The sequence below is a fragment of the Leptolyngbya sp. GGD genome (assembly GCF_026735145.1).
GTDB lineage: Bacteria > Cyanobacteriota > Cyanobacteriia > Leptolyngbyales > Leptolyngbyaceae > Leptolyngbya > Leptolyngbya boryana.
The window spans coordinates 24,325-36,284 of sequence record NZ_JAPQKE010000010.1 but is presented as its reverse complement, the minus strand read 5'-3'; the positions used below and the strand labels follow the sequence as shown (position 1 = coordinate 36,284).

The following is an 11,960-nucleotide window of genomic DNA, read 5'->3' as shown; positions in this document are numbered from 1 at the left end:
AGAGACATCTGCCATTGCACCCATTCCGAAGCGCAAAGCAACTAAGATAATCAAAAGCACGAGCTTAGAATCGATCGACGATTTGGCAAATTGACTCACTAAGCCGAGGAGACTTCGATTCAGGGTGTGGAGCCGTTGAATGATTCATAAGAACAAAACCTAGCTTATAAAGTCTCGATTGCGGTTTTCAGCTTGGCTCTGACTTGCTCTGCAATTCCCTGTAGATCTGAGTTTTCGATCGCTTGCATTGATGCGATCGGATCAACGGCTGCCACTTCGACCCCTTCTGACTTTTGTTGGACAACCACATTACAAGGCAGCATAGTTCCAACTTTATCTTCGAGTTGCAGGGCTTGATAAGCAAAAGATGGATGACAAGCTCCTAGGATTTTGTAGGCTGGCATTTCGACATCAAGTTTCTTTTTCAGCGTGTTTTGCACATCGATTTCCGTGAGAACGCCAAATCCTTGCTGCTTCAAACTTTGATTCACTTGTTCAATGGCTTGATCAAAAGAGGTATGGAGCATTTTGCTGAAGTAATAACTCATCTGAAGTGTTTCTCCGGTTTAGGGTTGGAGTGAAATCGGCTGAATCTTGAGTGTCTGTCCTCAAGAAGTTCTATTGGGTTTGGGACGGATACCAAGTCTGATACCACTGCTGCATCTGGTTAATCTCTGCAGTTTGAGTTTTAACAATGGATTCCGCTAAACGCTGAATTTCAGGATGCTGAGAGTTCGTCAGTACCATTTGTGCCATCATGACTGCCATTTGATGATGTGGAATCATCTCTTCGATGAAGGTACGATCGAAGTCTTTGGCATTTTGCAGCGCTACCAAATCTGTGCGCATTCCCATCATGCCTCTATGCCCCATCATTCCCATCCCCCAACCAGGAGAACCCGCTGATCGAGCCAACTGGTTGCTCGGACTCTTGATTCCCATTCCTGGTTGCCATTGCGGAACCGTTGTGCCATACCACTGCTTGTACCAGGTTTGCATCTCCTGAATTTCACGGGTTTGGGTCGTTTTAATCGATCGTGCTAGAGCTTTCAGTTCAGAATGCTGAGCGCGATTCGATGCTAAGTCAGCCATCGCTACAGCATCCTCATGATGCGGAATCATCATCACAATGAAGTGTTGATCGGTTTGTCCCATTATCCGGGATCTAACAGGAACAGAAGCGGGATTTGCAGGAGCCGTAGTTGAATTGGATACGGAATCAGAATTCGAGGAATTCGAGGGGGCTGTGGGTCTAGCCGTCAGCAGAATCAAAGCGGTGATCACACCACCTGCGAGAAGACCTGCAAGACTGTAGAGAATAGGTTGGCGATGAATCATAGTTTCTTCTCCTGAATTCAGAAAATGAAGCGATTCTTATTCTTCAGTCATTGAGAAAAATGAAGCGAAACAATCACTCAATGCTGTTCTTTCAATATATCTGATTGCTGCTGGAGATGATCGAAAGAGATACTAACAGTTGCACTTTTTCTTCTACTCGCGATTCTAGCGATCGAAGTAAAAAGTAGCCACAGTTCTACAGAACAAGTGCTTGAATATCATTGCCAGCAGCAATTATTCCTGGAACGTAGCTACCCTTTGCTGAATTTTGTAGCGGTAAATCTTCAAACTTAGACGACTTTGAAGTAACTTGTATGAGCCTGCTATCATCCGCACAAGCAAGGGTTGTGAGATGATGCAGTGCTCACTTTGTTTACTACAATCTAGCGCGATAACGTTGGTTATACGGGAGTTTGGCAAGGATCATCGCTAACATGCAGGTATCTGTGACTCCAGAAAATACAAGTCCTGCACCAAAAAAGCCGCTCAACAGCAAAAACCAAGGAGACACAAATGCACCTAAGAGTGTACCAAGTACCACACCTGATCCAGCCACAATCTGTACTTGGCGCATCAGACTGATGGGTGCTGCGCGATCGATTTGAGTCGGATAGCCCGCCTCTTTCCAAGCAACGAGTCCATCAGCAAGATGAGTGACGTCCTCGAAACCTGCATCCAATAGTTTTTGAGCAGCGATCGCGGATCGATTTCCCGATCGACAATACAAGACAATGTTTTTATCTTGCTGCTGTGGAATGCTAGCTGGATCAAAGCGAGAAAGCGAAACAAGTGTTGCGCCAGGAATATGTTCTCCAGCGTACTCTCCGAGTTCTCGCACATCAATCAGCGTGACTGTATCTTGGTCGATGGCTTGTTTCAAAGTTTGAGCATCGATCGTCTTTAATTCTTTCAATCGCATCATCGTCATGGTATCTCTTCTGTGAATCATTGTGTAAACTAAACTGTGATCAAGTTGCCGCAGCGTTCGTTTGCAGGGACGGCTTCCATAATCTTTTTCGGATTGGGCAAATTGAGGCTGTTCATCAATTCAATAAAGTCATTGCGGCTGCGTCCGCTGAATCGGGGATTCCATTGTTTCTCTTCAGCGATCGTAGAAACTGTGTGTCCTCGATAGTCATGTCCAGGATAAACAAGCGTTGCTTCTGGTAGAGTGAACAAGCGTTCTGTCACGGAATCGTACAAGGTTCCAGCGTCGCCACTTTGAAAATCAGTCCGTCCACTACCGCGAATAAACAACGCATCTCCAGTGAGCAAATGAGTCCCATTCACTAGATAGGCCATATGGCTGTCTGTATGTCCTGGGGTTGCGATCGCTTCAATTCGGACACTGCCGACTTCCAGAACTTCGCGATCTCGAATTTTGCGATCGGCACAAGCGGCATGGGCATTTTCAGGCACAATTCCGCAACAGCCTGTTGCTTCTCGGAGTTTTGCGGTTCCTGTGATGTGATCCGCGTGAATATGCGTTTCGAGACAGAATTTCAGCGTCAAGCCTAATTCATTGAGGATCTGGCGATCGCGTTCCACTTGTTCGAGAACCGGATCGACAAGAACTGTTTCTTTTGTGGTTGGATCAGCAATCAGATATGTGTAAGTACTCGTTTCTGCATCAAAGAGTTGTCGGAATAGCATGAGAGTAAACTCCAAACGAAGACTTTTGATTCATTATCTTACTATATAGTAATACAGTAAAGTCATAATTGTCTACTTGATTGTTGAACGACTTGTGCGTGAACGCTGTTATGAGATTGAGAGAGTTTGAAGCTATGACGATTTTGCGCAAGAACAAAGGCTGCGACGGCTAACAGAAAATAGCCAAACGTCTGTTGTAATCGTCGCGCTGGCACAAATCGAGCCAGGTATGCGCCGGGAATTGTACCTAGGCTCGCTGCCACAATAAACGATCCCATCAATTCCCAGTCCAACGGCACTTGCCCCAGATAGCCGAGAAATCCGGCGACCGAGTTTAAGACAATCACGAGCAGTGATGTGCCGATCGCTTGCTTCATCGGGACGCGACCAAGCAGCACCAACGCAGGCACGATCGCAAATCCGCCTCCAACTCCCACCAGTCCAGTCAAGACTCCAACACCAATTCCTTCGGTCAACAGCCAGAGCCAACAGTACTTGCAGACAGGCTTTGGATAGAAGTCCAATTCGCTCGCTCGAGTGCGTTTAGCACTCTTCTGAATCATAAATCCTGCTGCCAGCACCATCATCACCGCAAACAAAAGCATTTGAAAGGTTCCAGATACAAAGGGCAGCGCGGCAATTTTCGCTCCCACAAATGCCCCAATCATCGTTGCTCCACCAAACACCAAAGCGGTCTTAAGGCTGACGTTTCCAGCTTTCCAATGCGGAATCACACCGAGTAAGCTGACTGTCCCGACAATCACTAACGTCATCGCGATCGCGGATTTCGGCGCAACACCCATCACATAGACCAGAATAGGCAGCGCTAGCACCGAGCCACCCCCGCCAATCAAGCCCAAGCTGAGTCCAATACCAACAGCGAGAAGATGTCCAATGATCCAAATCATCATGATGCTCCCTTTCCAACTTCGAGCGGATATCCGAATTGTCTCCAAGCACCGATTCCATGCTCGAGTTGAATGACATCCAAAAAACCTGCCTTCAGTAACTTCCGAGCAGCGATCGCAGAGCGATGACCCGAACGACAATAAAGCACAACCCGCTTAGCCGTTTGAGGAATGAGTTGAGCATTGAATCGGGACAAGGGCACAAGAATTGCACCGGGAATATGTTCTTTGTGATATTCAAAGGGTTCACGAACATCAACGAGGATAACGGTGTCTTGATCAAGCTGTTGTTTCAAGGTTTGGGCATCAAGGGTTTGAGAAGGATGAGTGCCAAAAAGGTTCATAGTCAATTCTCCAAATGAGCGTCTCGTTTACAAAGAACGCTTTTTTCAAGTGCAAATCTATCTCAAGCAGAACCTAAGCAGCGCAAACTAGGAGCAGGCTTACTCTCGATCGCTGAGATTGTTCAGGAAGAAGTCATTAAATCTCGTGAATTCATTATATAACGAATTAGTAGTATAAAAGCAAGAATGTATTGGCGGAAATTTAAGATTTATCAAAGCACACTGAAATTAGGCATTTAATCCCTTTTGCTTCTGCCTCTCAGCAGAAAACAGGTTGTCCCCTTGGATCGAAGAGAGTGCACTCAATCTAAGCGAAAAAATTGTGACGCTCTTGTTTGAACAGATGAATTTTGAACAGATTAATTTTGAGAGCTTCACTCATCTGTTTGACAAGATAGCTATTCCTAGCAATGTTCGATTTCACTTAAGGTCTGCTGACTTTCCAAAACTTGAGATTCTTTATCCTATAATATTGTCATACGGTAATAGATTAAGAATTGATATGGCAAGTCGATCGAAGTTGCAAGCTTCTCCTACAGCATTAGCTCCTGTAGCAGATTACTTTAAAGTATTGTCCGAGACGAGTCGGCTTCAAGTTTTGTGTAGCCTGAGATCGGGAGCTAAGAATGTAAGCGAGATTATTGACGAAACGGGATTAGGGCAAGCCAATGTGTCGAAACATCTGAAGATTCTAGCGCAAGCAGGTCTTGTCTCTCGGCAGCCCCAAGGTGTGAGCGTTTACTACGAAATCACTGATCCGCTAATTTTTGAACTATGTGAGTTGGTGTGCGATCGCTTAGCAACTCGGTTAAAAGAACAATCTCAGCAACTCAAGCAATTAAATCCCTTACGCCAAAAATAAGCGTTGAAAAACTGTTTGTACAGGTTGGTCAAATATTGATCGACGGATTTCGTTTGTGTAGGCGCAACTTTCATCTGCAAGGCTGTGAACTATTCTGATTCACGATTCTAAGCTGTTCTCCTATGGATTTTCCGACGAGGAAAAAGATTGAAAAATTCCTGTATAAGGTTTCGCGATCGGGAATGCGTAGCTTCCAGCTTTGCTCGTTTTGAGTTTGAGCGAGATCACTGCTTCAGCCAATTTCACCGCAGCGCTCACTCCATCGATAACCGGAACATTGAGTTCCTGAGTCAGTTGAACTGCAAGATGCGCCATTCCACCACACCCTAAGACGATCGCACCGACTTGATCCACCTTAATGGCTCGATAACACTCTTCCAAAATTGCAGTCTGTGCTTTTGTATCTGTCTCAATGCTCAATACCGGAAGATCGATCGATCGAATGTTCCGACAAAATTGATTCATTCCATATCGATCGACTAAATGCTGAGCAATGATTCGAGTCCGAGCCAACGTAGTCACAATCGAGAATTCTGAAGAGAGCAAGACTGCGGTACGCATTGCAGCCTCTGCGATCCCAATCACAGGACCTCGTGCCAGTTCACGCGCTGCATACAATCCAGGATCACCAAAACAAGCAATCACATAACCATCTGTCCCCTGGGCTTCACCCTTGCGAATTTCATCTAAGACACCGATCACACTCAAAGCCTCATCGTAAAACCCTTCGATCGAAACAGGTCCCATGTCTGGATTGACCGCCATGATTTCTGTTTCTCGACTGGCAATGCTCCGCGCTGTTGCACCAATTTGCTCAGTCATACTCGCACTGGTGTTCGGGTTGATTACTTTAATTTTCATAAATTTGTCGGCTCTGAGTTCCATCAGCTTTTTCGCTGTTGCCGTATCTAAATCTTAGCGACAAAATCTTGAATTGTTTACCTAATTATTGTATACAAGATTTCATACAGCTTTTGTATACAATAATTATGAACTGTCCGTATTGTGGGTCTAGCATGATCCGAAAGAATGGGCATCGGCAGGGCAAACAGAACTACCGATGTAAGGACTGCGATCGGCAATTCATTACGGTTCACACGCGGCGTGGCTACTCAGACGAGGTGAAACAAATCTGCTTGAGAATGTACCACCTCGGCTTAAAACTGCGCGAAATCGAGCGATTGACAGGCATTCGCCACACCACGATTCATTCTTGGGTCAAACAGTCAAAATCTGATGTGATGTCATCGTCTAATAACAAATAGTTCAGCGTAGAGAGGGCGATCGTGATTTCAAAAGATCGACGAGACTCGCATTGCCATTCAGCGATGCCCGCGCATTCAGTGCGGATTCAATTCCGTCGAGATGACGCATCGCAGCATGAACAGCCGCTTCTTCATCCCCTGATGCAATCTGATCTAAAATCTCGCTGTGCTCATCTTTGGTGCAGATCGGCATACCCTGGACTTCGTAAAAAAATGCCAGGGAAGTTTGCGGGATCAGTTCTTTGAGAAAGCGAGCGAGATACTTGTTTTGGCAAAGATCTGCAAGTTGGATGTGAAACTGAGCAGACAATCGACTTAATCGCGGCACATCTCTCTGTTCACATGCGATGCGTTCTTCTTTCACCAGCGATCGAAGTGCAGCGACCTGTTTACGGGTAATGTTGCGGGTCACATCACGAACGATCGCCGCTTCAGTCAGTCGCCAAGCTTCATAAATTTGTTTTGCCTGATCAAGTGTCAAACTCGCTACAAATGCCCCACGATGCGGCTCCAACTTGACTAACTGATCATGTGCCAACCGCATCAAAACTTGCCGAATAATGGTGCGGCTCACACCGTAATGCTCTGCCAAGAGGTTTTCTCCCAGCTTGGTATCCGGTGGCAAGCGGCGCTCTAAAATCGAGTCGAAAAGCTCAGTGTAGATTAGTTCTTCGGTCGGCTTGGGTTTGGAGCCAGCGGGCAATGGAGCAGTACGCATAAGAAGTTTTCAGAGCAGAAATGTACAATTGTGGGATGCTTCAATCGAGAAGTGAATCGTTCTAAACTCCAATCTACAAGCTCTGCGGACGTAGAAGAGTATTTTGCACCATTGCGATTTTTAATACTATTTCATCCAGTTGTAACACGCCAACCGCATAAGTCCTCAATAAGTGTATACAACTTTTGAAAAATCTGCGCTTTCTTGACGCTTTATTAAGGTCTTGATCCCTATCCCAGTTCAAGATCGGAGAATCTAAAGTTAATTGAAAATTGTAGCGAAAAAGCCAAAAAAATCGATTCAAGCGTATCCGTCAACACTTTTTTGCATCAGCAAATTGGTTACAAGAATCGTATACAATTTTTGCAACTTATCAGTTTGCATAGGTTGTAGAACAGATTCGATGCAATGTCTTGCAATTCTGAGCAGAACTGACTGAGCTTTCACGATTGAGCTAATTTGCCGAACTAACCCGCTGAAAATATCGCAATTCAAACCACCGACACAGGGGAAAATCATGACCGTGAACTCTGGGCGTGTCTCCGGGGCACAGAACGCCACTCAACTGACTGGAAATGGTATTCAACAAGCGTTAGCGAGTGTTGCCGCAGGTGTCGGGCTTCGCAACGTCACGAAAAAGTATGGCAGTGTTACTGCTGTCGAAAACATTACGCTGGACATTCCTGCTGGAAAGTATTGCTGTTTGCTCGGACCAAGTGGCTGCGGCAAAACTACGGTACTTCGCATGATTGCAGGTCACGAGGAGATTTCGAGCGGCGAGATTTTTATTGGCGATCGACGAGTCAACGACATTCCTGCGGCAAAACGCAGTACGTCAATGATGTTCCAAAGCTATGCGCTGTTTCCACATAAGACCATTTGGCAGAATGTGGACTTTGGGCTAAAAATGCAGAATGTTCCGGAAGCAGAGCGACGAGCGCGAGTCGGAGAAATCTTAGAAATGGTCGGGCTGAGTCATACTAGCGATCGTAAACCGACTCAACTCAGCGGCGGTCAACAACAGCGAATTGCACTGGCTCGAGCCTTAGTAACTCGTCCCCAAGTCTTGATGTTAGATGAGCCGCTGAGCGCGCTCGATGAAAACCTGCGCGTGAAGATGCGAACCGAGTTGCGTAACATTCAAAAGCAGTTCGGACTCACTTTTATTCAAGTGACGCACCATGTTGAAGAAGCATTTGCGCTTTCAGATAGCGTGGTCGTAATGAACCACGGAAAACTCGATCAAGTTGCAGCACCGCAAGAGATCTTTAGCACTCCTGCCTCACAGTTTGTCGCAAAGTTCATGGGCGACAACAATATCTTTACGGGCAAAGTCATTCAATGTGCTCCGGACACCGACGGTACGGATCTCGTGGAACTGGAAATCGAAGGACTGGGATCATTGATGGCAAAAGGCTATTGCGTCCAACCAGGACAGATGGCAGCTTGCTCAGTGCGTCCGGATTTAATGTCGATCGAATCCTCTACCTCATCTGCTCCAACTCCTTACGCAAACCGAGTTTCAGCCCGAATCACTGGAATCGAGATGACCGGATACGTCACGCGCATTTCATTGATGGCAGAAGCAACGGGACAGGAATTGCTTTACAAAGTCCGAACTGAAGATTGGAACAATGAGACATACGCAGAGGGGCAACTAGTCACGCTCCGTTGGTCAGCCGAAAACTGTGTGTTTCTGGCTCATTAACACTGTGTGCCTCCTAGCTTTTCGACCTTAAGCTTACTTTTTTCAACCTTTACAATTTGAGTGCTATCAACTATGACGAAGATGAGTCGGCGAACTGTAATTCGTTCAGGACTAGCAGCAGGTGCATTGCTTGCAGCCACAAGCTGTAAAAGGCAATCAGCAAGTAGCGGTCCTACTGTCATTACCAATTCGATCAAAGATGTAACACTGCGCATGATTGGAACAGGCGCAGCACAAATCAACGACATCAAGGAAAAAGCAGAACAAGAGTTAGGATTCAAGCTGCAATTACGTGCGCTCAGCACTGAGGAAAACAATCAAATCGCGATTACTCAGCCGAAACAGTATGATATGTTCGACGGTGAGTATTTCAGTCTCCCTTTGGTGTTTCCGTCTGGAAACTTACAGCCAATCGAAGTGAAGCGCATCAAAAACTGGGATAAGATTGTGCCTTACTTCACAACGGGCAAGTTCGATAGCAGTTCACGCGTGAATGACTCTCAAGGAACTGCGCCATTTAAGGTCATGTATGTCAAAGACAAAGACTCCAAGGAATTTTCAACGACTCCAACAGATTGGGCAACTCTGATTCCATTCCAATACAATGCAGATACGCTTGGCTATCGTCCTGATCTCACGGGCAAGAAGATCGAATCTTGGGCAGAACTACTCGATAGCAAGTTTAAGGGTAAAACGGCGCTGTTAGACATTCCCTCGATCGGGATTATGGATGCAGCAATGGTACTCGAAGCTGCTGGCATGATGAAGTTTGGCGATAAAGGCAACATGACCAAAGAGGAACTCGATAAGGTTGCCCAGATGCTCGTGAAGCTGAAGAAAGACGGACAGTTTCGCGCGTTCTGGAAGACATTCGATGAATCGGTGAATTTGATGTCTTCGGGAGAAGTTGCCCTGCAATCGATGTGGTCGCCTGCGGTTACAGCCGTGAAAGCGAAAGGGATTCAGTGTACTTATGCGCCGTTGAAAGAAGGCTATCGCGGTTGGGGTGGCGGAATCGGGTTGTCTCGCAATCTATCCGGCATCGCGCTCGATGCGGCTTACGAGTACCTGAACTGGATGCTCGATGGCTGGGTGGGTGCGTTCTTGGGTCGTCAAGGTTACTACAGTGCTGCTCCTGAAACTGCGCGGAAATTTATGAAAGCAGAGGAGTGGGACTATTGGTATGAAGGTAAACCCGCTGCGATCGACATTGTTGATCCGTTCGGCAAAAAGATCGACTCAAAAGGTGCAATTCGCGACGGTGGCTCATTCAAAGATCGCTTCTCCAACATTGTTTGCTGGAATTCAGTCATGAAAGAGCAGACTTATCTGGTGCAGAAGTGGAATGAGTTTGTCGCTGCTTAAGTTGTCCTAATTCGTGAGGTCTAATCAGCGTTTGATTACACTTGGCGATTTAGCATTGTTATTTTGTGAGGAGTTTTATTGATGTTTAATTTTCTCAGACATGGGCTGGGACAGGGTTTTGCTGTCTTTTTCTCGATCGCGTTACTCAATCAAGTTGCAACAGCCCAAGAAGGTTCTCAGGCTGTCCAAAGCGAAAATCTTACGAAAGATCTCACCAAAGATCTTACGAAAGTCAGCGATTTAGCTGACTCTACGAATCAGAGTTTCGGGCAAGTCACATCGGTTTCACAGCTTTCTGATGTCAGACCCACGGATTGGGCGTTTCAAGCCTTGCAATCCCTCGTTGAGCGGTATGGCTGTATTGCAGGGTATCCCGACCGTACCTATCGCGGCAATCGTGCACTCACGCGCTATGAATTTGCAGCAGGTCTGAATGCTTGTCTCGATCGCGTCAATGAACTGATTGCGGCTTCAACTGCCGACTTAGTCAAGAAAGAAGACCTTGCAACACTGCAAAAGCTGCAAGAACAATTTGCGGCTGAACTCGCAACGCTCCGAGGTCGCGTAGATTCACTGGAAGCGCGAACCTCAACGCTCGAGAAACAGCAATTCTCAACGACGACAAAATTGATTGGAAATGTAGTCTTTGGGGTTGCTGGTGCATTTGGATCAGATAAAGCGGTGAGTTCGAGTGCAGGACTTTCACCGAATCCGCCTGGACAAGCAGGCGCACCCGGAGTTGTTCCCGCGCAACCGCGTGTGCCGATCGATGACAATATCATCTTTTCCAATCGCGTTCGACTGGTGCTGACGACCAGCTTTACCGGACGAGATAAGCTCATCACCCGTCTACAAGCCGGAAATACACCGAATCTTGCTCTTGCAACCGGAACCGATTCTGCAAAGCTATCGTTTCAGGAAACCCGAGGCAATCAGGTTGTGATTAACCAGCTTGAGTATCGGTTTCCCTTGGGCGATCGTGGAACAGCATTCATTGAAGCATTTGGATTCTTAGATTTATTTGTTCCGACATTACACCCGCTCGATGGAGACTATGACACGGTTCTGACTGGGTTTAGCTTGCGGAGTCCAATCTACTTCCCCAGTGGCGTAACGGGAGTCGGCTTCAATTACAACATCACAGACACGATCAACGTTGGAGGGGGTTACTTAGCAGGAAATCCGACTGCAAACAATCCTTCGAGCGGAGGTGGATTGTTCAACGGACCCTATGGCGCACTGGGTCAAGTCACCTTCCGACCCAATGATAAATTTGCGATCGCGCTAACTTATCTGAATGCTTACGACGACGGTACAGGGAATGCACCTCCAGGGGGATTCTTTGGCAGTAAAAATGCTGCTTTCCCATTTGGGGCGACTCCGGTAGTGACGAATGGTTTTGGGGTTCAAGCAGAGTATCGGTTTAGTCCAACGTTCAGCATCAATGGCTGGTACTATCGGGCAAATGCAAGCTCTAAAAGTGGCGTAACAGATGGAGCCGATGCAACCATTCAAGCGTGGGCAGTGGCACTGGCATTCCCAGATTTGGGTAAGAAGGGGAATTTAGGAGGCTTGATTGTGGGGATGCCGTCCAAAGCAACCTCGAATGATGTGCAAGGCTTCCGAGATCCGAATACCTCAATTCAGATTGAAGCGTTCTATCGATATATGCTGAACGACAAGATTGGCATCACACCAGGACTGATTGTGATTACTAATCCAGAACACAACAGCGCCAACGACACTGTTTATCTAGGAGTTCTGCGGACGACCTTCAATTTCTAATCGTTTCTCTCACA

The 11,960-nt window shown here is 46.6% G+C and carries 13 protein-coding genes; 5 read left to right on the top strand and 8 right to left on the bottom strand.

The genetic code is table 11. The annotated features are described in order from the left end of the window. Window positions 1-164: 164 nt before the first annotated feature. The 6 genes from OU814_RS27940 to OU814_RS27915 all read right to left on the bottom strand — a co-directional run bounded on the left by OU814_RS27940 (window position 165) and on the right by OU814_RS27915 (window position 4,243). Window positions 165-548 carry a DUF302 domain-containing protein gene (locus tag OU814_RS27940; protein WP_017288489.1) on the bottom strand — a complete coding sequence of 128 codons (384 nt, stop codon included), beginning with the start codon at window positions 546-548 and terminating at the stop codon, window positions 165-167. 70 nt (window positions 549-618) lie between these two features. After that, window positions 619-1,338: a DUF305 domain-containing protein gene (locus OU814_RS27935; protein ID WP_268242856.1), complete on the bottom strand. Its 720-nt coding sequence runs from the start codon at window positions 1,336-1,338 to the stop codon at window positions 619-621. A 376-nt stretch (window positions 1,339-1,714) separates the two neighbouring features. Continuing rightward, on the bottom strand, window positions 1,715-2,287 hold the full coding sequence (locus OU814_RS27930; RefSeq protein WP_268242855.1) for a rhodanese-like domain-containing protein: 573 nt from the start codon (window positions 2,285-2,287) through the stop codon (window positions 1,715-1,717). 8 nt (window positions 2,288-2,295) lie between these two features. Next, the gene (locus tag OU814_RS27925; protein WP_268242854.1) at window positions 2,296-2,991 is read right to left on the bottom strand and encodes an MBL fold metallo-hydrolase; all 696 of its coding nucleotides are present in this window, start codon (window positions 2,989-2,991) and stop codon (window positions 2,296-2,298) included. A 62-nt stretch (window positions 2,992-3,053) separates the two neighbouring features. Further along, on the bottom strand, window positions 3,054-3,902 hold the full coding sequence (locus tag OU814_RS27920) for a sulfite exporter TauE/SafE family protein (RefSeq protein ID WP_268242853.1): 849 nt from the start codon (window positions 3,900-3,902) through the stop codon (window positions 3,054-3,056). Further along, on the bottom strand, window positions 3,899-4,243 hold the full coding sequence (locus tag OU814_RS27915; RefSeq protein ID WP_268242852.1) for a rhodanese-like domain-containing protein: 345 nt from the start codon (window positions 4,241-4,243) through the stop codon (window positions 3,899-3,901). The genes OU814_RS27920 and OU814_RS27915 overlap by 4 nt, the downstream gene beginning before the upstream one ends. 502 nt (window positions 4,244-4,745) lie before the next feature. On the opposite strand from OU814_RS27915, the gene OU814_RS27910 reads away from it, so the two are divergent. Further along, window positions 4,746-5,105: an ArsR/SmtB family transcription factor gene (locus tag OU814_RS27910; protein ID WP_268242851.1), complete on the top strand. Its 360-nt coding sequence runs from the start codon at window positions 4,746-4,748 to the stop codon at window positions 5,103-5,105. A 120-nt stretch (window positions 5,106-5,225) separates the two neighbouring features. Here the strand turns inward: OU814_RS27910 and OU814_RS27905 are convergent, their stop codons facing one another. After that, on the bottom strand, window positions 5,226-5,966 hold the full coding sequence (locus tag OU814_RS27905) for an aspartate/glutamate racemase family protein (protein WP_268242850.1): 741 nt from the start codon (window positions 5,964-5,966) through the stop codon (window positions 5,226-5,228). A 128-nt stretch (window positions 5,967-6,094) separates the two neighbouring features. Between OU814_RS27905 and OU814_RS27900 the strand changes: the two genes are divergently transcribed. After that, entirely contained in the window at window positions 6,095-6,370 is a 276-nt protein-coding gene (locus tag OU814_RS27900; RefSeq protein WP_036044628.1) for an IS1/IS1595 family N-terminal zinc-binding domain-containing protein, read from the top strand. A 1-nt stretch (window position 6,371) separates the two neighbouring features. Here the strand turns inward: OU814_RS27900 and OU814_RS27895 are convergent, their stop codons facing one another. Beyond that, window positions 6,372-7,088, bottom strand: a complete 717-nt coding sequence (locus tag OU814_RS27895) for a GntR family transcriptional regulator (protein ID WP_190647850.1) — start codon at window positions 7,086-7,088, stop codon at window positions 6,372-6,374. A gap of 517 nt (window positions 7,089-7,605) precedes the next feature. On the opposite strand from OU814_RS27895, the gene OU814_RS27890 reads away from it, so the two are divergent. The 3 genes from OU814_RS27890 (at window position 7,606) to OU814_RS27880 (ending at window position 11,946) form a co-directional block, all read left to right on the top strand. Next, entirely contained in the window at window positions 7,606-8,796 is a 1,191-nt protein-coding gene (locus tag OU814_RS27890) for an ABC transporter ATP-binding protein (RefSeq protein WP_017288477.1), read from the top strand. Between the two features lie 72 nt (window positions 8,797-8,868). Beyond that, window positions 8,869-10,161 (top strand): ABC transporter substrate-binding protein, encoded by a 1,293-nt coding sequence (locus OU814_RS27885; protein ID WP_017288476.1) that lies wholly within the window; start codon window positions 8,869-8,871, stop codon window positions 10,159-10,161. 81 nt (window positions 10,162-10,242) lie between these two features. Next, window positions 10,243-11,946 carry an iron uptake porin gene (locus OU814_RS27880; RefSeq protein ID WP_268242849.1) on the top strand — a complete coding sequence of 568 codons (1,704 nt, stop codon included), beginning with the start codon at window positions 10,243-10,245 and terminating at the stop codon, window positions 11,944-11,946. The last annotated feature ends 14 nt before the right edge of the window (window positions 11,947-11,960 follow it).

Coding starts and splice junctions, on each gene's coding strand:
- OU814_RS27900 (WP_036044628.1), top strand. CDS start 6,095: ATGAACTGTCCGTATTGTGGGTCTAGCATGATCCGAAAGAATGGGCAT.
- OU814_RS27930 (WP_268242855.1), bottom strand. CDS start 2,287: ATGATTCACAGAAGAGATACCATGACGATGATGCGATTGAAAGAATTA.
- OU814_RS27925 (WP_268242854.1), bottom strand. CDS start 2,991: ATGCTATTCCGACAACTCTTTGATGCAGAAACGAGTACTTACACATAT.
- OU814_RS27940 (WP_017288489.1), bottom strand. CDS start 548: ATGAGTTATTACTTCAGCAAAATGCTCCATACCTCTTTTGATCAAGCC.
- OU814_RS27885 (WP_017288476.1), top strand. CDS start 8,869: ATGACGAAGATGAGTCGGCGAACTGTAATTCGTTCAGGACTAGCAGCA.
- OU814_RS27910 (WP_268242851.1), top strand. CDS start 4,746: ATGGCAAGTCGATCGAAGTTGCAAGCTTCTCCTACAGCATTAGCTCCT.
- OU814_RS27895 (WP_190647850.1), bottom strand. CDS start 7,088: ATGCGTACTGCTCCATTGCCCGCTGGCTCCAAACCCAAGCCGACCGAA.
- OU814_RS27935 (WP_268242856.1), bottom strand. CDS start 1,338: ATGATTCATCGCCAACCTATTCTCTACAGTCTTGCAGGTCTTCTCGCA.
- OU814_RS27880 (WP_268242849.1), top strand. CDS start 10,243: ATGTTTAATTTTCTCAGACATGGGCTGGGACAGGGTTTTGCTGTCTTT.
- OU814_RS27915 (WP_268242852.1), bottom strand. CDS start 4,243: ATGAACCTTTTTGGCACTCATCCTTCTCAAACCCTTGATGCCCAAACC.
- OU814_RS27905 (WP_268242850.1), bottom strand. CDS start 5,966: ATGAAAATTAAAGTAATCAACCCGAACACCAGTGCGAGTATGACTGAG.
- OU814_RS27890 (WP_017288477.1), top strand. CDS start 7,606: ATGACCGTGAACTCTGGGCGTGTCTCCGGGGCACAGAACGCCACTCAA.
- OU814_RS27920 (WP_268242853.1), bottom strand. CDS start 3,902: ATGATGATTTGGATCATTGGACATCTTCTCGCTGTTGGTATTGGACTC.